At 72.4% G+C, this 21258-nt stretch carries 22 protein-coding genes; 5 read left to right on the forward strand and 17 right to left on the reverse strand.

The window, feature by feature from the left end:
* Positions 1-84 precede the first annotated feature (84 nt).
* The 4 genes from AMK16_RS07825 to AMK16_RS07840 all read left to right on the forward strand — a co-directional run bounded on the left by AMK16_RS07825 (position 85) and on the right by AMK16_RS07840 (position 3747).
* Positions 85-708, forward strand: coding sequence for a hypothetical protein (locus tag AMK16_RS07825; RefSeq protein ID WP_073910991.1), 624 nt, complete (start codon positions 85-87; stop codon positions 706-708).
* Between the two features lie 128 nt (positions 709-836).
* A complete protein-coding gene (locus AMK16_RS07830) occupies positions 837-1067 on the forward strand; it encodes a ferredoxin (RefSeq protein WP_073910994.1) in 231 nt (76 codons plus the stop codon).
* Positions 1057-2463, forward strand: coding sequence for an NAD(P)/FAD-dependent oxidoreductase (locus tag AMK16_RS07835; RefSeq protein ID WP_073910997.1), 1407 nt, complete (start codon positions 1057-1059; stop codon positions 2461-2463). The genes AMK16_RS07830 and AMK16_RS07835 overlap by 11 nt, the downstream gene beginning before the upstream one ends.
* Positions 2464-2502: 39 nt before the next feature.
* Positions 2503-3747 carry a cytochrome P450 gene (locus AMK16_RS07840; RefSeq protein ID WP_073911000.1) on the forward strand — a complete coding sequence of 415 codons (1245 nt, stop codon included), beginning with the start codon at positions 2503-2505 and terminating at the stop codon, positions 3745-3747.
* Between the two features lie 90 nt (positions 3748-3837).
* Here the strand turns inward: AMK16_RS07840 and AMK16_RS07845 are convergent, their stop codons facing one another.
* The 9 genes from AMK16_RS07845 to rpsB form a co-directional block, all read right to left on the reverse strand.
* On the reverse strand, positions 3838-4878 hold the full coding sequence (locus AMK16_RS07845) for an ABC transporter ATP-binding protein (RefSeq protein WP_073911003.1): 1041 nt from the start codon (positions 4876-4878) through the stop codon (positions 3838-3840).
* On the reverse strand, positions 4878-6494 hold the full coding sequence (locus tag AMK16_RS07850) for an ABC transporter permease (RefSeq protein WP_073913366.1): 1617 nt from the start codon (positions 6492-6494) through the stop codon (positions 4878-4880). The genes AMK16_RS07845 and AMK16_RS07850 overlap by 1 nt, the downstream gene beginning before the upstream one ends.
* Before the next feature lie 95 nt (positions 6495-6589).
* Positions 6590-7690 carry a thiamine ABC transporter substrate-binding protein gene (locus AMK16_RS07855; RefSeq protein WP_073911006.1) on the reverse strand — a complete coding sequence of 367 codons (1101 nt, stop codon included), beginning with the start codon at positions 7688-7690 and terminating at the stop codon, positions 6590-6592.
* 251 nt (positions 7691-7941) lie between these two features.
* Positions 7942-9054 carry a 23S rRNA (adenine(2503)-C(2))-methyltransferase RlmN gene (rlmN, locus tag AMK16_RS07860; protein WP_073911009.1) on the reverse strand — a complete coding sequence of 371 codons (1113 nt, stop codon included), beginning with the start codon at positions 9052-9054 and terminating at the stop codon, positions 7942-7944.
* A 93-nt stretch (positions 9055-9147) separates the two neighbouring features.
* The gene (locus tag AMK16_RS07865; RefSeq protein WP_073911012.1) at positions 9148-10224 is read right to left on the reverse strand and encodes a phosphatidate cytidylyltransferase; all 1077 of its coding nucleotides are present in this window, start codon (positions 10222-10224) and stop codon (positions 9148-9150) included.
* Positions 10224-10781, reverse strand: coding sequence for a ribosome recycling factor (gene frr, locus AMK16_RS07870; RefSeq protein ID WP_030016386.1), 558 nt, complete (start codon positions 10779-10781; stop codon positions 10224-10226). The genes AMK16_RS07865 and frr overlap by 1 nt, the downstream gene beginning before the upstream one ends.
* A 94-nt stretch (positions 10782-10875) precedes the next feature.
* Positions 10876-11655, reverse strand: coding sequence for a UMP kinase (gene pyrH / locus AMK16_RS07875; RefSeq protein WP_073913371.1), 780 nt, complete (start codon positions 11653-11655; stop codon positions 10876-10878).
* Positions 11656-11817: 162 nt separating this feature from the next.
* Positions 11818-12654, reverse strand: a complete 837-nt coding sequence (gene tsf, locus AMK16_RS07880) for a translation elongation factor Ts (RefSeq protein WP_073911015.1) — start codon at positions 12652-12654, stop codon at positions 11818-11820.
* Positions 12655-12789: 135 nt separating this feature from the next.
* The gene (gene rpsB, locus AMK16_RS07885; protein ID WP_073911018.1) at positions 12790-13722 is read right to left on the reverse strand and encodes a 30S ribosomal protein S2; all 933 of its coding nucleotides are present in this window, start codon (positions 13720-13722) and stop codon (positions 12790-12792) included.
* Positions 13723-13971: 249 nt separating this feature from the next.
* Here rpsB and AMK16_RS07890 point away from each other — a divergent pair, with 249 nt between their 5' ends.
* Entirely contained in the window at positions 13972-14448 is a 477-nt protein-coding gene (locus AMK16_RS07890; RefSeq protein ID WP_073913375.1) for a M23 family metallopeptidase, read from the forward strand.
* Between the two features lie 94 nt (positions 14449-14542).
* On the opposite strand, the gene AMK16_RS07895 is transcribed toward AMK16_RS07890, so the two are convergent.
* The 8 genes from AMK16_RS07895 to lepB form a co-directional block, all read right to left on the reverse strand.
* On the reverse strand, positions 14543-15100 hold the full coding sequence (locus AMK16_RS07895; protein ID WP_073911021.1) for a TetR/AcrR family transcriptional regulator: 558 nt from the start codon (positions 15098-15100) through the stop codon (positions 14543-14545).
* 52 nt (positions 15101-15152) lie between these two features.
* Entirely contained in the window at positions 15153-15989 is an 837-nt protein-coding gene (whiG, locus tag AMK16_RS07900) for an RNA polymerase sigma factor WhiG (RefSeq protein WP_073911024.1), read from the reverse strand.
* 227 nt (positions 15990-16216) lie between these two features.
* Entirely contained in the window at positions 16217-17452 is a 1236-nt protein-coding gene (gene dprA, locus AMK16_RS07905; RefSeq protein ID WP_073911027.1) for a DNA-processing protein DprA, read from the reverse strand.
* Positions 17449-19083: a YifB family Mg chelatase-like AAA ATPase gene (locus tag AMK16_RS07910; RefSeq protein WP_073911030.1), complete on the reverse strand. Its 1635-nt coding sequence runs from the start codon at positions 19081-19083 to the stop codon at positions 17449-17451. The genes dprA and AMK16_RS07910 overlap by 4 nt, the downstream gene beginning before the upstream one ends.
* Entirely contained in the window at positions 19083-19454 is a 372-nt protein-coding gene (locus AMK16_RS07915) for a YraN family protein (RefSeq protein WP_073911032.1), read from the reverse strand. The genes AMK16_RS07910 and AMK16_RS07915 overlap by 1 nt, the downstream gene beginning before the upstream one ends.
* A gap of 115 nt (positions 19455-19569) precedes the next feature.
* Positions 19570-19878, reverse strand: a complete 309-nt coding sequence (locus tag AMK16_RS07920) for a DUF2469 domain-containing protein (protein WP_005311352.1) — start codon at positions 19876-19878, stop codon at positions 19570-19572.
* 55 nt (positions 19879-19933) lie between these two features.
* A complete protein-coding gene (locus tag AMK16_RS07925) occupies positions 19934-20440 on the reverse strand; it encodes an NUDIX hydrolase (protein ID WP_073911035.1) in 507 nt (168 codons plus the stop codon).
* Positions 20430-21227 (reverse strand): signal peptidase I, encoded by a 798-nt coding sequence (gene lepB, locus AMK16_RS07930; protein ID WP_073911038.1) that lies wholly within the window; start codon positions 21225-21227, stop codon positions 20430-20432. The genes AMK16_RS07925 and lepB overlap by 11 nt, the downstream gene beginning before the upstream one ends.
* Positions 21228-21258 lie beyond the last annotated feature (31 nt).

A 21258-nucleotide genomic window follows, 5' to 3' on the forward strand; every position in this document is an offset into this window, starting at 1 on the left:
CCAGGTACTCACCCTCCCGGCTTCTCCCGGTGGCGGCGGCGCGGCGGCTGCCGCTTGCTGGACCAGGGGAGAGAGCGAGGGTCCATGGAGTCCACGAGCGAGCGGATGGAGACGCCGCGGGCGGCCGGCGCGGCCGGGCTCGCCTTCGCGGTGCTGCTGGCGGCGGCGATCGTGCTGATGCGCCTGGCCGTCCCGGCCGCGGACGCCGCCGACGCGCCCGTCGATCCGGATCTGCGCTGGGCTGTGCGGACCGCGCTGGAGATCGTGCCCTTCGCGGGGATCTTCTTCCTGTGGTTCATGGGCGCGCTGCGCGCCCATGCGGGCGAGCGCGAGGACCGTTTCGTCTCCACCGTCTTCCTCGGCAGCGGGTTCGTCTTCGTCGCCACCCTGTTCGTCGCCGCCGCGGCGGCGGGCACCGTGCTGGACGAGACGACGCCCTCCGGCTTCGGGCGCCATTACGCCTACACCGTCCTTGCGACATACGGCATGCGGATGGCCGCCGTGTTCGTCTTCACGACCTCCACCATCGGGCGCAGGCTCGGCGTCTTCCCGCGGCCCCTGACCCTGCTGGGCTACGCAGCGGGCCTGATCCTGCTCGTCGTGGGATCGAGCGTCCCGTGGTCAGAACTGGTCGTTCCGGTCTGGGCCTTCACCATTAGCCTGCACATCCTGCGCACCGGCATGCGGCAGTCGGCCGGTCCCCCGTAGCGTGCCTGGCCTGCCGCCTTGCGGCCCGGCAGGCGACAGCGGGCTCCCGCGTGCATCCTGGAAAGGAGCCGGCGGCGGGGTGGGCGGGAAAGACGGGGGTGATCGGGGAACGGAAGGGCTGATCCGACATGAGGCTTGTCGTCGACCTCAACCGCTGTCAGGGGTACGCGCAGTGTGCCTTCCTCGCTCCCGACGTCTTCGCCATGCACGGCGACGAGTCGCTGCTCTACGACCCCGAGGCGGACGAAGCGCGCCGCGCGGAAGTGGCGCGCGCCGTCGCCGCCTGTCCCGTGGGAGCGATCCTTCTGGAAGCCGCGGACCAGCCCGTGCCGGCAGCGGAGGCGCGCAGTGAGCGTTGACGGAGCGCACGACGGAGCGCTGGAGCGACTCAAGCGTCACGGCCGCATCGTGGTCGTCGGTGCCTCGCTGGCCGGTCTGCGGGCCGCGGAGACCATGCGGGAGCGGGGCTTCGCCGGTTCGCTCACCATGATCGGGGACGAGCCGTACGAACCGTACGACCGGCCCCCGCTGTCCAAGCAGGTGCTGCTGGGCAAGGCGACGGCGGACCGTACCGCGCTGCCCCGCCGGCGCCCGCTCGACGCGCAGTGGCGGCTCGGAGTGCCCGCGGTGGGCCTGGACATGGCGGCCCGGCGGGTGCTCCTCGCCGACGGCGGGGAAGTGGAGTACGACCGGCTGCTGATCGCGACCGGGGTCCGGGCGCGGCCCTGGCCCAACGAGGAGGAGGGCGCGCTCGACGGGGTGTTCGTCCTGCGCACCCGCGACGACGGGGCCGCGCTGGAGCGGGCGTTGGCGGCCGGTCCGCGCCGGGTCCTAGTGATCGGAGCGGGCTTCACCGGTTCCGAGATCGCCTCCGCCTGCCGGGAGCGCGGCCTGGCCGTCACCGTCGCCGAGCGGGGCGCCGCGCCCCTGGTCGGCGCGCTCGGCGGGGTCGTCGGGGAGGTCGCGGCCGAGATGCACCGCGAGAACGGCGTCGACCTGCGCACCGGCGTCATGGTGACCGCGCTGGAGGGCGATCCCTCCGGGCGGGTCCGCGCGGCCCACCTCTCCGACGGTGAAACCGTGGAGGCCGAGGTGGTGGTCGTCTCGCTCGGCGCGCAGCGCAACACCGAGTGGCTGGCCGGGTCCGGGCTGGGCGCGGGCCCCCGGGGCATCGCCTGCGACGCGGGCTGCCGGGCCTTCGACATCCGGGGCATCGTCACCGACGACATCTACGTGGCGGGTGACGTGGCGCGCTCCCCGCACGCGCTCTTCGGCTACCAGTTCCTGTCGCTGGAGCACTGGGGCAACGCCGTCGCACAGGCCGAGACGGCGGCGCACAACATGCTCAGCGAGAGCGCGGACCGCCGCCCCCACCTGTGGGTGCCGGCCTTCTGGTCCTCCCAGTTCGGCGTGAACATCAAGTCCGTCGGGGTGCCCCCGATGGGCACCGAGATCATGTTCACGCAAGGGTCGCGGGACGAGCGGCGCTTCGCCGCCGTGTACGGCTACCAGGGCCGCGTCATCGCGGCGGTGACCTTCGACAACTGCCGCTGGCTGCCCTTCTACCAGCAGCAGATCGAGTCGGGAGCGCCGTTCCCGGTGCCTTTCCCCACGGTGGACCGCAGGCCGGACGGGCGCAAGCCGATGCCGGCGGACTTCCCGGACCCGTCGGTGCCGACGCACGGTCCGACCATCACCCTCAGCGGATACTCGCCCGCCGACAAGAAGATGACCTTCATCCCGGCGCATCACTGACCCCTGCGCGCCCTCCCCCGAGGACCACGAGGACCTGTCATGACACAAGCCATCCTGCGGGAGATCATCGACTACTCGAACCGGGCGGATCCGTATCCGCTGTACGAGGAGCTGCGCAAGACCCCGGTGTCCCACGACGGCGACGGCCCGTACGTGGTCAGCACGTACTACGAGATCCAGAGCCTGCTGCACGACCCCCGGATCAGCTCCGACGCGCGCAACCTGAAGTCCACGGCGGACGATCCGCTGGGCCAGGGCGAGGAGGAGCAGACGACCCTGCCGCCGTCCTTCCTCAAGCTCGACCCGCCGGACCACGACCGGCTGCGGCGGATGACGAACCGGCCGTTCGGGCCGCCGGATTCCCCGCGCCGGGTCCACGACATGCGCGGCGAGTTGAGCGGCATCGTCTCCGGCCTGGTCGACGGCATCGTCGCGGACGGCTCCCTGGACCGGATCGATTTGGTCGACCAGTTCGCCTACCCGTTCCCGGTCACGGTGATCTGCCGGCTGCTCGGTGTGCCGCCCCAGGACGAGCCGCGCTTCCACGTGTGGGCCGAGACCCTCGCCGCCGGCCTCGATCCCGACCCGGACGCGGACCCGGCACGGCGTCACCAGGGCACTACCGACGCCCGGATGGAGCTCGGCATGTACCTGGCCGGGCTGATCGAGGAGCGCCGCAAGGATCCCCGCGACGACATGCTGTCCCAACTGGCCACCGCGGACGGGCCGGACGGCGCCATGACGACGATGGAGGTCCTCAGCACCGCGGCCCTCCTGCTGATCGCGGGCCACGAGACCACCGTCAACCTCATCACCAACGGGATGCTCACCCTGCTGCGCAACCCGGACGTCCTGCGGCGGCTCCGCGAGGACCCGGAGCTGTCCGTGCCCGTCGTGGAGGAACTGCTGCGCTTCGAACCGCCGGTGCAGCTGCTGCCCCAGCGCAGCACGCTCACCGACATCGAGGTCGACGGGGTCACGATCCCCAAGGGTGCGTCCCTGTGGCTGATCCTGGCGTCCGGCAACCGCGACCCCCGGCGCTTCCAGGATCCCGACCGCTTCGATCCGGACCGCAGGGACATCCAGCACCTGGGCCTCGGCAGCGGGATCCACAGCTGCTTCGGAGCGCCGCTGGCCCGGCAGGAGGCGCAGCTGGCGCTGAGCGAGCTGGCCCGCCGGCTGGAGAACCCGCGCCTGCTGGAGGACCCGCCCCCCTACCGCCAGAACGCGGTGCTGCGCGGCCCCCGCCACCTGCCGATCGCCTGCGACGGCATCCTGGCCTAGTGCCGCGACCCGGCAAACCCTTCCGGTCACAGCACCAGCCGGTGCCAAGCCGGATCCGCCCCGGGCCCGGCGGGACGGCGGCGACAGGGGTCAGGGGCGCCGGTCAGCCGGGAGGACGACCACCTCGGCCGGAGCGAAGGTCACCGCGACCCGTTCGCCGACGGCCGGCGCCCCCGCAAGGGTGCACTCCGCCTCCAGCTGCGGACCGGCCTCCGGGCGCAGCAGCAGGGCGACGTGCGTGCCCCGGAAGGTGCGGGAGACCACCTCGCACCGCAGTCCGTCCGGCCCCAGGAGGACCCCCGCCGGGCGGATCAGCAGCCGCCGCTCCCCCTGCGCGGTCTCCGGTGGAACCGGCACCTTGCCCCACGGGGTCCCCGCCGTCCCGGCCGACACCACGGCCGGGACCACGTTCTCGAAGCCCAGGAACCGTGCGACGAACTCGCAGGCGGGCCGCTGCCACACCTCCAGCGGGGTCCCGGTCTGGGCGATGCGCCCGTCCCGCATCACCACCACCCGGTCGGCCAGCGCGAAGGCCTCGCCCTGGTCGTGCGTGACCGCGAGCACGGTCGTGCCCAGCCGGGAAAACAGGTCCCGCAGCTCCACCACGAGGCGCTCGCGCAGCCCCCGGTCCAGCTGTCCGAGCGGTTCGTCCAGCATCAGCAGCCGCGGTGAGGGAGCCAGCGCCCGGGCCAGCGCCACCCGTTGCTGCTCGCCGCCCGACAGGGAGGCCACGGGCCGGCCCTGCGCTCCGGGGAGCCCGACCAGGTCCAGCAGTTCGGCTACCCGGGCCTCGTACGACGTGCGGCCGGCGCCCCGCATCCGCAGGCCGAAGGCGACGTTCCCGCCGACGTCCCGGTGCGGGAAGAGCTGGTGGTCCTGGAACATCAGGCCGACGCCCCGCCGGTGCACGGGCACACCTGCCTGGTCCGCCCCGCCCAGCAGCACCCGGCCCGCGGACACCGGCTGGAGCCCGGCGACGGCCCGCAGCAGGGTCGACTTCCCGCTGCCGCTGGGCCCCAGCACGCACACGGTCTCGTGCTCGGCGACCGCGAGGTCCACACGGTCCAGGGCGTCCGCCGCGGCGCGTTCGCCGAAGCGGACGGACACCCCTTCCAGCTGGAGCAGCGTCATCAGAACTCTCCGGAGGTCTTGTCGGGTCGCAGTCGCTCCAGCGCCAGCAGGGACACCGCGCACACGAGCATCAATATCGTGCTCAGGGCCATCGCCTGGCCGTAGTTCATCTCCCCGGCCCGCCCCAGCAGCCGGGCCACGGCCACCGGGAGCGTGGGCCGGTCCGGGCGGGCGATGAAGACCGTCGCGCCGAACTCCCCCAGGGAGACGGCGAAGGCGAACCCGGCCGCGATCAGCAGGGCCCGGCGCACCAGCGGCAGGTCCACTTCGCGCCACGCCCGCAGCGGGGACGCACCGAGCACGGCGGCGGCCTCCCGCAGCCGGCCGTCGACGGCCCTCAGCACCGGCAGCATCGTCCGTACGACGAACGGCACCCCCACCAGCGCCTGCGCGAGGGGAACCAGGATCCACGAGGTCCGCAGGTCCAGCGGCGGCTCGTCCAGGGTGATCAGGAAGCCGAAGCCCACCGTCACGGCCGACACTCCCAGCGGAAGCATCAGCAGCGCGTCGAAACCGCGGACGAAGCGGCCCGCGCGCCGGGTCAGCGCGGCGGCCGCGAGACCCCCGATGAGCAGGGCGATCGCGGTGGCCGCCAGCGCGTACTGCAGGGAGTTCCCGATGGCCTCCAGCGGAGGTACCAGGAAGGTGCCGCCGCCCGCGCCCGCGTCCTGCAGGGCCCGGTAGAAGCCGAGGCCGTACCCGCCGGGGGCGTCGAAGGACCGCTCCACCAGCACGCCCAGGGGCAGCACGATCAGCAGCGCCACCGTCGCCAGCACCGCGCCCAGCAGGGCGCGCTGCACCCGCCCGCGCGGCCGGTGCGCCGTGCCGCCGGGATCCACCAGCCGCAGCGCGGTCTCCCGGCGGCGCACCGTGCGGGCGTGCACCGCGAGGACCGCGCCGACCGCCGCGAACTGCACCATCGTCAGCACGGCGGCCGTGGGCAGGTCCAGGAGCTGGGCGGTCTGCCGGTAGACCTCCACCTCCAGGGTGGAGTAGGAGGGCCCGCCGAGGATCTGCACGACGCCGAAGGAGGTGAAGGTGAAGAGGAACACCATCAGCGAGGCGGCCGCCACGGCCGGGGCCAGCGCCGGCAGCGTCACCCGCCGCCAGGCGGCGAACCGCCCGGCTCCCAGCACCCGGGCGGCCTCCTCCTGGCGCGGGTCGAGCTGCGCCCACAGCCCGCCGACCGTGCGGACGACGACGGCGTAGTTGAAGAAGACGTGCGCGAGCAGGATCGCCCACACGGTGGTGTCCAGCCGCACGCCCCACAGCTCGTCCAGCAGCCCGCCCCGCCCGACCAGCGCCAGGAAGGCGGTTCCGACGACCACGGTCGGCAGCACGAACGGGACGGTCACCACTGCCCGCAGCACCTGCTTGCCGGGGAACTCCAGGCGTGCGAAGACGTACGCGCCGGGCAGCGCGATCAGCAGCGTGAGGGCCGTGGAGGCGAACGCCTGCCAGGTGGTGAACCACAGAACGCCGGCGATGTCGGGGCGGGCGAGCACCTCGCCGATCCGGCCGAACTGCCAGCCACCGCCCGTCCGCAGCCCGCGGCCGACGATCGCCGCGACGGGATAGGCGAAGAACACCCCGAAGAAGAGGAGGGGCACGGCCATCAGGGCGAGCCGCACCGCGGTCGCCCGCCGTCCCCCGTGCGGGCCGGAGCCCGGCGCGGCGCCCCCCGGCGCCGCGCCCGGTTCCGTGGTACCGCTTACTTCACGACGAGCGAGGTCCATGCCTTGACCCACTGCTCACGGTTCTTGGCGATGGTCTGCGGAGCGACGTTCTCCGGCTTCTCGACGACCACGCCGTGCTTGGTGAACAGCTCCGGCAGCGCCGCGTCCTTCGTCACCGGGTTGACGAACATCTGCAGGGGCATGTCCTCCTGGAACTTCTTGCTGATCAGGAAGTCCACGAGGGCCTTGCCGCCCTCCTCGTTCTTCGCGCCCTTGAGCAGGCCGGCGAACTCGGTCTGGCGGAAGCAGGTGCCCGTGGCCACGCCCGTGGGGGCCTCGGCCGGCTGCGGCTCGGCGTACAGCACCTCGACCGGCGGGCTGGAGGCGTAGGAGACCACCAGCGGGCGGTCTCCCTTGGCCTTCTTGCCACCCGCGGAGCCGGAGAAGCGCTCGTTGTAGGCCTGCTCCCAGCCGTCGACGACCTCGACGCCGTTGGCCTTGAGCTTGCTCCAGTAGTCCTTCCAGCCCTCTTCGCCGTACTTGCCGACGGAGGCGAGCAGGAAGCCGAGGCCGGGCGAGGAGGTGGCCGCGTTCTCGGTGACCAACAGGTCCTTGTACTCCGGCTTGACCAGGTCGTCCAGCGTCTGCGGCGGGGCGATCTTCTTGTCGGCGAAGTACTGCTTGTCGTAGTTGACGCAGATGTCGCCGGAGTCGACCGGGGTGACCCGGTGCTCCTTGTCGAGCTGGAACTCCGGCTTCACCTCGCCGAGGCCCTTGGCCTCGTACGGCGTGAAGATGCCGTTGTCGAGGGCGCGCGAGAGCAGCGTGTTGTCCACGCCGAAGAAGACGTCGCCGCGCGGGGAGCCCTTGGTGAGGATCTCCTGGTTCAGCGCCGCGCCCGCGTCCCCGGACTTCAGGACCTTGACGGTGTAGCCGCTCTCCCGCTCGAAGTCCTTGAGGACCGCTTCGGTCACGTTGAAGGAGTCGTGGGAGACGAGCGTGACGGTCTTGGACTTCGGGGCGCCGCTGGTGCCCGCGCTCTCGTCCTTGGCGTCGCCGCCGCCGCAGGCGGCGAGCGTGCTCACGCCCAGTGCGGCGGCGAGCGCTGCGCCCGCCACCTTCTTGGTGGTGCTCACTGGTGTATTCCTCCTGGGATGACCAGGAGAAGACGCGGCCCCGCCCGGCGCTCTGCGGAGCGGACGCCGGGCAGGGCGCAACAGCTTGAGTGGTGACCGAACTTCCTACCCCGAATGACCGGGGCGAGGTTCAGAGGGTCTGCGGTGACGGTTACCGCACTCTCAGCGCTGTGGCGCTCCCCTGTCGGAATATGAAATTGGTTCGGCCACAGGGTACCCCGTGGCCGAATATGACCGACCGGAGCCGGAATCTAGCGCTCCGAAGCCGCCAGCTGGCCGCAGGCGCCGTCGATCTCCTGGCCGCGGGTGTCCCGTACGGTCACGGGCACGCCGTGCCGCGCGATCGCCTCGACGAAGGCCTTCTCGTCCTCGGGGCGCGAGGCGGTCCACTTGGAGCCCGGGGTCGGGTTCAGCGGGATCAGGTTGACGTGGACGCGCTTGCCCTTGAGCAGCTTGCCCAGCAGGTCGCCGCGCCAGGCCTGGTCGTTGATGTCGCGGATCAGGGCGTACTCGATGGAGATCCGGCGGCCGGACTTCTCCGCGTACTCCCAGGCCGCGCCGAGCACCTCGCGGACGTTCCAGCGGGTGTTCACGGGGACCAGGGTGTCGCGCAGCTCGTCGTCGGGCGCGTGCAGGGACACGGCGAGGCGGCACTTGAAGCCCTCGTCCGCGAAGCGCAGCATGGCCGGGACCAGGCCGACGGTGGAGACGGTGATGCCGCGCTGCGACAGTCCGAGGCCGTCGGGCTCCGGGTCGGTCAGCCGGCGGATGGCGCCGACCACGCGGTTGTAGTTGGCCAGCGGCTCGCCCATGCCCATGAACACGATGTTCGACAGCCGGGCCGGGCCGCCGGGGACCTCGCCGTCGCGCAGGGCGCGCATGCCGTCGACGATCTGGTGCACGATCTCGGCGGTGGACAGGTTGCGGTCGAGGCCGGCCTGGCCGGTCGCGCAGAACGGGCAGTTCATGCCGCAGCCGGCCTGCGAGGAGATGCACATGGTGACGCGGTCGGGGTAACGCATCAGCACGGACTCGACGAGCGTGCCGTCGTGCAGCTTCCACAGGGTCTTGCGGGTGGTGTCGTCGTCGCACGAGATGTGCCGGATGACGTTCATCAGGTCCGGCAGCAGCTCCTGCTGGAGCTTCTCCCGCGAGCCGGCCGGGATGTCGGTCCACTCGGCCGGGTCGTGCGCGTACCGCGCGAAGTAGTGCTGCGAGAGCTGCTTGGCCCGGAACGGCTTCTCGCCGATCGCGGCGACCGCCTCCCGGCGCTCGGCCGGGGTCATGTCGGCGAGGTGCCGGGGCGGCTTCTTGGCTCCGCGGGGGGCGACGAAGGTGAGCTCTCCCGGAACGGGGCGGGCCATGGCAGGTACTCCTTGTAAGACGAAAGGCGCGCCGCAGAAGCAGCGCGCCCTCCAAGAGTAACCGCCCGGCGTGTCGTGGCGCCTTTTCGCAGGTCAGCCGGTACCGACGAAGGCCGCGAGCAGCAGCCACACCACGGGCGCCGTCGGCAGCAGCGAGTCGAGCCGGTCCATGATGCCCCCGTGGCCCGGCAGCAGGGTGCCCATGTCCTTGATGCCCAAGTCCCGCTTGATCATCGACTCGCCGAGGTCGCCGAGGGTGGCACTGACCGCGACGGCCAGGCCCAGCAGCAGGCCCTGCCACCAGGAGCCGCCGTCGATCATGAACTCCATACAGAGCGCACCGGCGGCCATCGCGAAGGCCACGGCGCCGAGGAGTCCCTCGCGGGTCTTCCCGGGGCTGATGCGCGGGGCGAGCTTGGTCTTGCCGAACCGCCAGCCCACCGCATAGGCCCCGGTGTCGCTGACCACGGTCAGGACCAGGAAGGTGACCACACGCTGGGGGCCGTCTTCGGCGGTGAGCAGCATCGCGACGAAGGTCGCCAGGAACGGCACGTAGAACGCCGCGAAGACGCCGGCGGTGACGTCCTTGAGGTAGTCCTCGGGCGGTTCCGTCATCCGCCAGACCAGGACCGCCAGCGCGGTCAGGGCCATGGCGACCCAGGCGCCCTCGGCTCCCCGGACGTATCCGGCGATGACCATGGCGGCGCCGCCGACCGCGAGCGGGACCAGCGGGGCCTTGATGCCCTTCTGCTCCCGGAGCCGGGAGGTAAGCTCCCACAGGCCCACGACGACCGCGACGGCGATGACGCCGACGAAGACCGCCTTGACGATGAAGAGCGAGGCGACGATGACCGCGCCCAGGCCGACGCCGACCCCTATGGCGGCACGCAGGTCCCGCCCGGCGCGCTTCTTCGGCGCCGGGGGTGGGGGGTCCTGCGGCTGCGGGGCATGCGGAGGCGGGGGGCTGGGCATGGGCTCCTGCGGCGGCGTCTCGGCGCGGAAGAAGGGGCCGCCGTCGGCGGCGGCCCCCCGATCGCGTGCTTCCCGGTCGTCGAAGTCACGGCCGGCGGCATCGGGCACGATGGGCATGGGCCGAGTGTGCGGGCCCACCTGCGCATCGTATGCGGGACCCGCCGGAACCGGCTCCGGCTGCCAGGAAGAGTCGTTCATCAGACTTCGAGGAGCTCGGCTTCCTTGTGCTTGAGCAGCTCGTCCACCTGCGCGACGTACTTCGCGGTGGTGTCGTCGAGCTCCTTCTCGGCGCGGCGCACCTCGTCCTCGCCGGCCTCCTTGTCCTTGACGAGCTTGTCGAGGGCGTCCTTGGCCTTGCGGCGAACGGCGCGCAGCGAGATCTTGGAGTCCTCGGCCTTGGTGCGGGCGACCTTGATGTACTCCTTGCGGCGGTCCTGCGTCAGCTCGGGGAAGGTCACCCGGATGATGCTGCCGTCGTTGCTCGGGTTGACGCCGAGGTCGGAGTCGCGGATGGCCTGCTCGATGTTGCGCAGGGCGCTCTTGTCGAACGGCGTCACGATCGCCATGCGCGGCTCGGGCACCGAGAAGGACGCGAGCTGGTTGATGGGCGTGATGGCGCCGTAGTACTCCGCCACGATCTTGTTGAACATCGCCGGGTGCGCACGGCCGGTGCGAATCGCGGCGAAGTCTTCCTTGGCGACGACGACGGCCTTTTCCATCTTCTCCTCGGCCTCGAGGAGGATCTCTTCGGTCACCACGTGCTCCTGCATGTCTTGAATGGATGGTTCAGGCGGGCGGGGCGGGCGGGGCGGGCGGGGCATGCCCGGGCGCGGTCCGGCAGCGGACTGCTCAGGCCCGGGTCCCCTGGTCGCTGACGAGCGTCCCGATCTTCTCACCCTTGACGGCGCGGGCGATATTGCCCTCGGCGAGCAGTTCGAAGACGAGGATGGGGAGCTTGTTGTCACGGCACAGCGTGATGGCGGTGGCGTCCGCGACCTTGAGGTCGCGGGAGAGGACCTCGCCGTACTCCAGCGCGTCGAACTTCACCGCGTCCGGGTTCTTCTTGGGGTCGGAGTCGTAGACCCCGTCGACGCCGTTCTTGCCCATGAGCAGGGCTTCTGCGTCGATCTCCAGCGCGCGCTGGGCGGCCGTGGTGTCGGTGGAGAAGTAGGGCATGCCCATGCCGGCGCCGAAGATGACGACGCGGCCCTTCTCCAGGTGCCGCACGGCGCGCAGCGGGATGTACGGCTCGGCGACCTGGCCCATGGTGATGGCCGTCTGCACGCGGGAGTCGATGCCCTCCTTCTCCAGGAAGTCCTGGAGGGCGAGGCAGTTCATGACCGTGCCGAGCATGCCCATGTAGTCGGACCGGGCCCGGTCCATGCCGCGCTGCTGGAGTTCGGCGCCGCGGAAGAAGTTTCCGCCGCCGATCACGACGGCGATCTCCGCGCCGTCACGGACCACCGCGGCGATCTCGCGCGCGATGGCGTGGACGACGTCGGGGTCGACGCCCAGTCCTCTGCCACCCGAGAAGGCCTCGCCCGACAGCTTCAGCATGAAGCGGCGGCCCTTCTTGTCCTGGTCGCTCTTGTCGTCGGATGCGGTGTGGGGGTCCACGCCCTGATTCATGGAGATCTCCTCGTGCACATACGAAGAAGGCCATTGCCGGTGGGTCCTCGCGGTTCCCTCTGCGGCAATGGCCTCCTCGTCAGATCTGCGGTCGTCTCGCGCGAGCGCGGGCGACTGCTTCAGACCCTACCGGGGTCCGGTGTCCGTCGCGTACGGACGGACTCAGATGCCGACCTTGATGCGGCTGAAGCGCTTCAGGGTGACACCGGCCTCGTCCAGGACCTTCTGGACGGACTTCTTGTTGTCCAGGGCGTACGGCTGGCCGAGCAGCGTGGCGTCCTTGAAGAAGCCGTTGATGCGACCCTCGACGATCTTCGGGAGGGCGGCCTCGGGCTTGCCCTCCGCGCGGGTGACCTCTTCGGCGATGCGACGCTCGGACTCGACCTTCTCGGCCGGGACGTCTTCCTTGGAGAGCCACTGCGGGGCGAACGCGGCGATGTGCTGCGCGACGCCGCGGGCGACCTCGGCGTTCTCCTTGTCGAGCTCGACGAGGACACCGATCTGGTACGGCAGGTCGGGCATCGTACGGTGCATGTACGACGCGACGTAGCCGCCGGTGAACTGCGCGAAGCGGTCCAGGACGATCTTCTCGCCGAGGTTGGCGTTGGCCTCGTCCACGAACGCCTGGACCGTCTTGCCGGGCTCGATCTCGGACGCGAGGAGCGCCTCGATGTCGGCCGGGGAGGTGGCGGCGACGTGGGCGGCCAGCTGGTTGGCGACGGCCAGGAACTTGTCGCCCTTGGCGACGAAGTCCGTCTCGCACTTCAGCTCGACGAGGACACCGGAGGTGTTGTCGTCGGCGATGAGGTCGACGACGGCGCCGTTCTCGGCAGAACGGCCCTCGCGCTTGGCGACGCCCTTCTGGCCCTTGATACGGAGCGCTTCCATGGCCTTGTCGACGTCACCGTCGGAGTCCACCAGCGCGTTCTTGCAGTCCATCATGCCGGCGCCGGTGAGCTCGCGGAGCTTCTTGACGTCAGCGGCGGTGTAGTTCGCCATGAGTCTGTGATTCTCTCTCGAAGTCGTGGATCTACGGGTGAACGGCGGAGGCGCCGCGCTCGTGGCGCGGCTCCCCCGCCGTCATCGTCCGTGCTGCGAGTGCCCGGCGGGTGAACGCCGGACGCTCCCCGTGGGTCAGGCCTGCTCGGCGTCGGCGTCGGCGGCCGGGGCCTCGGCGGCGGGGGCCTCGGCGTCGGCGGCCGGGGTGACCTCGGCAGCGACCTCGGCGGCGGCGTCGGCGTCGACCTTGGCGGCGTCGACATCGGCGGCCGGGGCCTCGTCAGCCTTCTTGTCGCCCTCGAGCAGGTCGCGCTCCCACTCGGCGAGCGGCTCGGCGGCGGCCTTCTCGCCCGGCTTCGAGTCGCCGGTCGCAGCGCCGGAGCGGGCGATGAGGCCCTCGGCGACGGCGTCGGCGATCACGCGGGTGAGCAGGGTGACGGAGCGGATCGCGTCGTCGTTGCCCGGGATCTTGTAGTCGACCTCGTCGGGGTCGCAGTTGGTGTCGAGGATCGCGACGACCGGGATGTGGAGCTTGCGCGCCTCACCGACGGCGATGTGCTCCTTCTTGGTGTCGACGATCCAGACGGCGCTGGGGACCTTCGACATCTCGCGGATACCACCGAGGGTCTTCTCCAGCTTGGTCTTCTCGCGGGAGAGGACCAGGAGCTCCTTCTTGGTGAGACCCGAGGCGGCGACGTCCTCGAAGTCGATCGCCTCAAGCTCCTTCAGACGCTGGAGGCGCTTGTAGACGGTGGAGAAGTTGGTGAGCATGCCACCCAGCCACCGCTGGTTGACGTACGGCATGCCGACACGGGTCGCCTGCTCGGCGATGGCCTCCTGGGCCTGCTTCTTCGTACCGACGAACATGATGGAGCCACCGTGCGCGACGGTCTCCTTCACGAACTCGTAGGCGCGGTCGATGTACGACAGCGACTGCAGGAGGTCGATGATGTAGATGCCGTTGCGCTCCGTGAAGATGAAGCGCTTCATCTTCGGGTTCCAACGGCGGGTCTGGTGACCGAAGTGGACGCCGCTTTCCAGCAGCTCCCGCATCGTGACGACGGCCATGGCCATCTCCTTGGTTTCTCGGTTTGGTTCCTGACGCCCCGCCGCGTCCTGCCCCTTGGAGGGACCGAGAGACGCTTTCACCTGGCCCTTCCGGGCTGGTGCTGGGGCGTGCGAAGTCGACCCGGTGACCCGGATCGCCACAAGAAGTGTACGGGACCCGGTGGTGTGCCGGGTGACGTCGTTGTCCACATCGCGCCGCCCGTCCACAGCGCGGCGCGGCCCCCGGGCGGACGCGGGACGCTGTCGGCCATGACGACACTGCTGATCAGCCTGCTGCTGTCCTTGGCCCAGGCCGCCCTGCCCGGGGTCCGGCCACTGCCCGCGCCGCTTTCGGTGGCCCGCTGGTGGGACCCGCCGCCCACGCCGTACGCGGCCGGGCACCGCGGGGTGGACCTGTCCGCGCCGGTGGGCGCGGAGCTGCGCGCGGTCGCCTCCGGGCGGGTGCACTACGCCGGTCCGGTCGCCGGCCGCGGGGTCCTGTCGGTCGCGCTGGCGAACGGCCTGCGCACGACGTACGAGCCGGTGCGGCCGCTGGTCTCGGAGGGCGAGGAGGTCACGGCGGGCCAGGTGGTGGCGGTCCTCACGGAGGGCTCGCACTGTCCGGGCCCGTGCCTGCACTGGGGCCTGCTGGCGGGCGAGGCCTACCTCAACCCGCTCGTCCTGGTGCCCCGCGCGACGCCGCGGCTCCTCCCCGTCCCGCCCGAAGCACCGGGCCGCACTCCGTGAGCCGCACCGGCGTACCGGCGCACCGGCCCGCCGCACGGGGGCCGGGGGCCGGGACCGGCGCGGGCCGGCCCCCACGGCCCCGAGGGCGCGCGGGTCAGCCCCGTACGCCCCGCAGGGCCATGGCGACGGCGGCCTCGGTGACCACGGCGGGGTCCTCGGCGGCGCCCAGCTCGATGCGCCGGACGGCGGCGTCCACCACGCCCTGGAGCAGCATCGCCGCGAGCCGGGGCTCGCGCTGCCCCAGCGAGTCCAGCGCCTCGACGATCATCGCCACCAGCCCGCCGTGCGCCGCCCGGATCTTCTCCCGGGCCCCGGCGTCCAGCTCGCTCGCCGAGATGGCCACCACCGCACGGTGGCGGCGGTCGCCCACCAGGGCCAGCTGGCTCCGGACGTAGGCCTCGATCTTGGCCGCCGGATCCGGGGCCTCCTGCATGGCCGCCTCGATCTCGGCGGCCCAGACGGGGAAATCGACCGCGCACAGCTCTTCGACCACGGCGGCGCGGGAGCGGAAGTACTCGTACACGGAGGACCGGGCGAGCCCGGTGCGCTCCGCGAGGGCGGGGAAGGTCAGCGCTTCCGTACCGCCTTCGGACAACAGGGAGCGCGCGGCGTCCAGCAGGGCGTCGCGCTGCATCGACCGGTGCTCGGCCACGGAGGCCGCTCGAATCCTGGGCACGTCCCCACTTTACGGAGGTGCCGCGGGCTCACCGCCCCACATCGGCGAGCTTTGCCCGCAGTTGGAGCACGGACTTGGTGTGGATCTGGCTGACCCGGCTCTCGGTGACGCCCAGCACGTTGCCGATCTCGGCCAGGGTGAGGCCCTCGTAGTAGTAGAGCGTGACGACCGTCTTCTCGCGCTCGGGAAGGGTGTTGATGGCCCGTGCCAGCAGGCGCCGCAGCTCCCGGTTCTCCGCCACCTCCACCGGGTTGTCGGCGGCGGTGTCCTCCAGGGTGTCCATCAGCGACAGGCGGCCACCGCCCTCCCCGCCGGCGTGCAGGAGCTCCTCCAGGGCGACGACGTTGGCCAGGGACAGCTGGCTGAAGACCGCGTGGAGGTCTTCCACGCCGATCCCCATCTCGCCGGCGACCTCGTTCTCGGTGGGGGTGCGCCGCAGCTGCGCCTCCAGGGTGGCGTAGGCCCGTTCCACGGCCCGCGCCTTCTGCCGCACCGAGCGCGGGATCCAGTCCAGGGCCCGCAGTTCGTCGATCATCGCGCCGCGGATCCGGGTGATCGCGTACGTCTCGAACTTGATCGAGCGGTCGATGTCGAACTTCTCGATGGCGTCGATCAGGCCGAAGACCCCGGAGGAGACGAAGTCGGCCTGCTCCACATTGGGCGGCAGGCCCACGCTGACCCGTCCGGCGACGTACTTCACGAGCGGCGAGTAGTGCAGGATCAGCTGCTCCCGCAGGCGCTCGTCACCGGACTCCTTGTATGAGCGCCAGAGGACCTCCAGGGACGAGGGCGCGGTGGACCGCACGCTGCCTCGGGCAGCGGGGGGCACCGCAGCGCGGTCGGACCCTGAGGTGTGCTGGGGCATGCTTCGCCTTTGCCGGAGCCGGATTCCTTGGGAGCGTAGCGTGACGGGAGTGTCGCGGTGCGCGAAGAGTACGGGATCGCGCGGGGGCCCAGGGGCGACCAGGCTCGCGCGGGCGACCCGGGACCGGCGCCTCGCGCACGGTCCCGGCGACTGCCACCGGGAGGACCGCGTCTCTCATCGGTTTCACTCTTTCACCGCAGCGCCCCAGGTCAACGACCGCCTCGCCGTCAGGAGCCGGTTTCTGTGCCTCCTTGCGGTGTCCGTCTGCTCAACTGCCAGCCGTCGCCCTGCCGTTCGACGAACCCCAGAGAGTGAAGTTCGTACAGCCTGCCGATGACGTCATCGGTGGCATTGCCGCTGGCACGTGCCACGTCCCCGGCGTGCACGGCGCGTCCGGCCGGGAGTGCTTCGAGCACCCGGGCGCTCTCCGGATCCAGCAGGTCCCTGGGAAGTACCGGTCCGCGCCGCTCGGGGGCCAGTTCGCCGATGGCGCCGACGAGTTCGACCACCTCCGCGGCGTCGGTGACGAGGGCGGCCTCGCCCCGCAGCAGCTCGTGCACCCCGGCCGAGAGCCCGCTGGTGGCTGGGCCGGGAACGCCCATCGTCAACCGGCCGAGCTGTTGCGCCCGCCGGGCGGTGACCAGGGAACCGCTGCGGTGGGCGGCCTCCACCACGACCGTGCCCCGGGTGAGGGCGGCGATGACCCGGTTGCGCAGGACGAACCGGCTGGGGGTCGGGTGGCTCCCGGGCGCCAGCTCCCCCAGCACCAGGCCCTGGCCGGCGATCCGGTCGAGCAGCCCGGCGTGCCCGCGGGGGTAGGCGACATCCACCCCGCAGGCCAGCACCGCCGCGGTGGCCCCGCCCGAGGCGAGGGCCCCGCGGTGGGCGGCGGCGTCGATGCCGTACGCGGCCCCGGAGACGACGACCCAGCCCAGCTCGGCGAGCCCGGCGGCAAGGGTCTGGGCCATGTGCGCCCCGTACGGGGTACAGGCCCGGGCCCCCACGACGGCGACCGAACGCAGCGCCCAGGTCCGCAGGTTCGTGCCGCCCCGCAGCCACAGCCCCACGGGCCGGGCGTCCCCGAGGTCGTCGAGCTGGGTCGGCCACTCGGCCGCTCCCGGGCACACGAACCGGCTCCCCGACGCGGCGGCCAGCTCCAGGTCCCGCCGGGGGTCGGCGAGCGCGGCCCGTCTGCGGTAGCCGGCGAGCCGCTCCGCCCCCACCCCGCCCGGAGCCCGGCTCCGCCCCTCGCGCCCGGTCAGCAGTCGTATCAGCCCGACGGCGCCGTACTCCCGCAGCCAGCGCCCGCCGTGCTCGTCCCCCGGCTCCAGCACCCGCGTGAGCGCCGCCCGCGCCACGACCTCCGGGTCGCCTTCCCCGGCCGCCGGCGGCGCGGCGCCCCGCTCCCGGCCCCGCCCGGTGTCCGTGTCCCGCGCCGGCGGCTCGGGCCCCGCCGCCGTCACGGTCCGGCCCCCGTGGCCAGCGCCGCCCCGCGGGCGATCCCGGTGCGCAGTTCCAGGGCGACGGCCACGTCCGCCGCTTCCGGGCGCCCCGCACCCCGCAGGTCGGCGACGGTCCAGGCGACCCTCAGCACCCGGTCCAGCCCCCGGGCGGTGAGCAGTCCGCGCTCCAGGTCCCGCTCGGCCGGTGCCAGCGCGCCGGGGCCCGGCTGCCACCGCGTGCGCAGCTCGTGCCCGGGGACCTCGGAGTTGAGCCGCCACGGGGTGTCGGCGAACCGGGCGGCGGCCCGGTCCCGCGCTTCGCGCACCCGGTCGGCCACCGCCGCGGTGGCCTCTCCGCGCCCGCCGCGCCCCAGCAGGTCGGAGCGGGTGACGGGCAGCACCTCCACCCGCAGGTCGACCCGGTCGAGCAGCGGCCCGGACAGTCGCGCCTGGTAGCGCCGGATCACCGAGGGCGGGCACTCGCAGCCGGCCCCGTGCAGGGTGTGCCGCCCGCACGGGCACGGGTTCGCGGCGAGGACCATCAGGAAGCGCGCGGGCAGCCGCACCACCCCGGCGGCGCGGGCGATGACGACGTGCCCCGATTCGAGCGGCTGGCGCAGCGCGTCCAACGCCCGGCTGTGGAACTCGGCGGCCTCGTCCAGGAACAGGACGCCCCGGTGGGCCAGGGAGACCGCCCCGGGCCGGGGGATGCCGTTGCCGCCGCCCACCAGGGACTGCATGGTCGCCGAGTGGTGGGGTGCGCAGTAGGGGGGCCGGGAGACGAGCGGCTCCCCGGGCGGCAGGATTCCCGCGACCGAGTGGACGGCCGTGACCTCCACGGAGTCGCGCCGGGTGAGCGGCGGCAGGATCCAGGGCAGCCGCTCGGCGAGCATCGTCTTGCCCGCCCCGGGGGGTCCGTTGAGGAAGAGGTGGTGGCCGCCCCCGGCCGCCACTTCCAGTGCCCGGCGGGCGCCGTGCTGCCCGGCCACGTCGGCCAGGTCGGGGTGGTCCGCGCGGTCCGGGGGCCCGGACCGGCCCTGGGACAGGCCGGCGCCCAGCCCCGCCCCCGGGACGAGGAGGCCCGCCAGCATCGGGTCCGGGCGGCCCGGCGGGTCCGGTGGCGGCTCCTCGGGGACCTCGCCGTCGGTCAGGACCGCGATCAGCTGGCGCAGGCTGCGCACGCCGAGCACGGACACCTCCGGCACGAGCGCCGCCTCGGCGGCGCACTGCTCGGGCACCACGACGTGCCGGTAGCCGGCTTCCGAGGCGGCGAGGACCGCCGGGAGGATCCCCCGGACCGGGCGCACCCGGCCGTCGAGTCCCAGCTCGCCGATGAGGACGAGGTCGGCGATCACCCCGGGGTCGAGGACCTCGGCGGCGCCGAGCACCGCCGCGGCCACGGCGAGGTCGAAGCCGGCGCCGGATTTCGGTACGGAGGCCGGGCTGAGCCCGACCGTGAGCTTCTTCTGCGGCCATGCCGCGCCGGAGTTGACCACGGCGGCCCGCACCCGGTCCCGGCTCTCGACCAGCGTCTTGTCGGGCAGTCCTACCAGGGTGAAGGCGGCGACACCCGGCTCCAGATCGGCCTGGACCTCCACCACCACGCCCTCGACGCCCACCAGGGCGACGGAGCAGGCCCGCGCGAACCCCATCAGGCCGCCCCCCTGACGTGCTCCACCACGGGCGCACCGCGCCGCGGCAGGAGGACCCCGACGAGGTCGATGCGCACCCCGCCCGGCGGCGGCCCGCCGTGGTCGGCGAGCCAGCGCCCGGCCAGGCCGCGCAGCCGCTCGGCCTTGCCGGGGCGCACCGCGGCCATGGGATGCTCGAAATCGCCCGCCCGGCGGGTCTTCACCTCGCACACGACGAGGGCGTCACCGTCCCGGGCGACGATGTCGATCTCCCCGCCGCGGCACCGCCAGTTGCGTGCGATCACGCTCATCCCGGCCTCGGCCAGGGCCCGCGCGGCGAGCTCCTCGCCGTACCGCCCCAACGCCTGTCGTGCCACGCTCTTCGCGTTCATTCGGCACCACCTCCGGTACCGACGGTCCCGCGCCCCCGCCCACCCTGTGGATCTTGGTGGACAACTCCGCCGTTGTGGACAACCCGGTCACCCACACGGCGGACGAGCCGGGCGGCTAGCTGCCCGGCAGTTCGAGGTCGCTCTTGTTGAGCTCCTCGATGTTCACGTCCTTGAAGGTCAGCACGCGCACCTGCTTCACGAACCGGGCCGGCCGGTACATGTCCCACACCCAGGCGTCGGCCATCGAGACCTCGAAGAAGACCTCGCCCTGGACGGAGTGCACCTGCATCTCGTAGTCGTTGGTGAGGTAGAAACGGCGTTCGGTCTCGATCACGTACTTGAACAGCCCGACGACGTCGCGGTACTCCCGATAGAGCTTCAGCTCCATCTCGGTCTCGTACTTTTCGAGGTCCTCGGCACTCATGGCATGTTCCCCTTCAGCCGTGCGTCCCCCTATTGTGCGCCAGGCCCTTGCGCCCCTAAACGATTTCCGGCGCCAGGACCACCGGCGCACCCGGGGGGCCGTCGTCGAGCAGCGTACGCAGCAGCTCGGCGAGTCTGGTCGGGTACACCGTCTCACGGGCCGAGAGAAGTTCCTCGGAGGTCCACCACCTCGCTCCGCTGACGCTGCGCCGTTCCAGCTCGGTCAGGCCGCCCATCCGGGTCGCGGTCTGGGCGGTACGCGCCAGGAAGTACCACTCGTCCTGCTCCCAGCGGCGTCCGTCGAAGGGGAAGGAGCAGTACCGGCGCCACAGCACCGGCCCCAGCTCCACCTGTGTGATCCCGGTCTCCTCCGCCAGTTCCCGCAGCGCGGCCTGCTCCCGGCTCTCGTCGCCCTCCAGTCCGCCGCCGGGGGTGAACCACCAGCTGTCCCCGGGATCGGCCGGTTCGAAGCCGTGCAGCAGCAGGATCCGGTCCGCGGGGTCCAGCAGGACCAGCCGCGACACCTTCCTGGGGCCCGGCGCCGGGGCCGCTTCAGCGGGCACCGGCCCGCTCCCGCCGCCGCCCGCGCCCCAGGACCCGCGCCAGGGGGCCGTAGGCGGCCCCCAGCACGACCAGGGCGGCGCCGGCGGCCACCGCCACCAGCTGCAGTTTCAGCGGGCCCGGGCGGGAGGTTCCACCGGGCAGCGCCTCGTAGGTCCCGGGGCGCTCCAGCATGGTCATCGAGGGCCAGGCCAGGGCGTCGACACGGGCGCTGACGGTGGACCGGGGCACGGTGCCCTGCCCGGCCTCCTGGAGGTGCGCCCGGGAGTCGAGCGAAGCCGCCCGGCGGTCGCCCATCAGGAAGAGGTTGCCTTCGGGAACCGTCACCTCGAAGGGGGTCCCGGGGGCGGGAGCCTGTCCGGGCGGCATGGCCAGCCCCGAATCGGGCGGGGTGGCGTCGATGTAGGGCTCGGCCAGGGCCTTGCCGTTCACGGTCAGCTCGCCGCCGGCGCCGCAGCACTTCACGGTGTCACCGCCGATGGCGACGACCCGCTTGACCATGGGCGAATCGCTCCAGGCGGTGTCGGTGAAGATGACCACGTCGCCGCGGCGCACCTCGGCGCCCTCGATGCGCTGCGCCAGCACCCGGTCCCCGGGCATCACCGTCGGCATCATCGAGTCGGTGGGCACCGTGTAGGGCTGGTACACGAGCGCCCCCCACACGAAGCCGCCGAGGAAGAGGGCGAAACCGATGGCCACGGCGATGCCCGACAGCACGTTGCCGAGACCACCGTGGCCATTCCCGCCACTGCGTATGTGATGCGTACCGCTTGTCACTGTTCCGCCCATGACGGCGCCCCCACACTTCGGAGATCTCGAC

The sequence above is a fragment of the Streptomyces sp. CB00455 genome (assembly GCF_001905445.1).
In the GTDB taxonomy this organism is placed as follows: Bacteria; Actinomycetota; Actinomycetes; order Streptomycetales; family Streptomycetaceae; genus Streptomyces.

Excerpts from the sequence above, each read along its gene's own strand:
- pyrH (WP_073913371.1), bottom strand. The coding sequence starts at position 11,655 with ATGAATCAGGGCGTGGACCCCCACACCGCATCCGACGACAAGAGCGAC.
- AMK16_RS07915 (WP_073911032.1), bottom strand. The coding sequence starts at position 19,454 with ATGAACGCGAAGAGCGTGGCACGACAGGCGTTGGGGCGGTACGGCGAG.
- rlmN (WP_073911009.1), bottom strand. The coding sequence starts at position 9,054 with ATGGCCCGCCCCGTTCCGGGAGAGCTCACCTTCGTCGCCCCCCGCGGA.
- tsf (WP_073911015.1), bottom strand. The coding sequence starts at position 12,654 with ATGGCGAACTACACCGCCGCTGACGTCAAGAAGCTCCGCGAGCTCACC.
- lepB (WP_073911038.1), bottom strand. The coding sequence starts at position 21,227 with ATGGGCGGAACAGTGACAAGCGGTACGCATCACATACGCAGTGGCGGG.
- AMK16_RS07920 (WP_005311352.1), bottom strand. The coding sequence starts at position 19,878 with ATGAGTGCCGAGGACCTCGAAAAGTACGAGACCGAGATGGAGCTGAAG.
- AMK16_RS07840 (WP_073911000.1), top strand. The coding sequence starts at position 2,503 with ATGACACAAGCCATCCTGCGGGAGATCATCGACTACTCGAACCGGGCG.
- AMK16_RS07845 (WP_073911003.1), bottom strand. The coding sequence starts at position 4,878 with ATGACGCTGCTCCAGCTGGAAGGGGTGTCCGTCCGCTTCGGCGAACGC.
- AMK16_RS07850 (WP_073913366.1), bottom strand. The coding sequence starts at position 6,494 with ATGGCCGTGCCCCTCCTCTTCTTCGGGGTGTTCTTCGCCTATCCCGTC.
- AMK16_RS07890 (WP_073913375.1), top strand. The coding sequence starts at position 13,972 with ATGACGACACTGCTGATCAGCCTGCTGCTGTCCTTGGCCCAGGCCGCC.
- AMK16_RS07830 (WP_073910994.1), top strand. The coding sequence starts at position 837 with ATGAGGCTTGTCGTCGACCTCAACCGCTGTCAGGGGTACGCGCAGTGT.
- rpsB (WP_073911018.1), bottom strand. The coding sequence starts at position 13,722 with ATGGCCGTCGTCACGATGCGGGAGCTGCTGGAAAGCGGCGTCCACTTC.
- whiG (WP_073911024.1), bottom strand. The coding sequence starts at position 15,989 with ATGCCCCAGCACACCTCAGGGTCCGACCGCGCTGCGGTGCCCCCCGCT.
- AMK16_RS07865 (WP_073911012.1), bottom strand. The coding sequence starts at position 10,224 with ATGAACGACTCTTCCTGGCAGCCGGAGCCGGTTCCGGCGGGTCCCGCA.
- AMK16_RS07910 (WP_073911030.1), bottom strand. The coding sequence starts at position 19,083 with ATGGGGTTCGCGCGGGCCTGCTCCGTCGCCCTGGTGGGCGTCGAGGGC.
- AMK16_RS07825 (WP_073910991.1), top strand. The coding sequence starts at position 85 with ATGGAGTCCACGAGCGAGCGGATGGAGACGCCGCGGGCGGCCGGCGCG.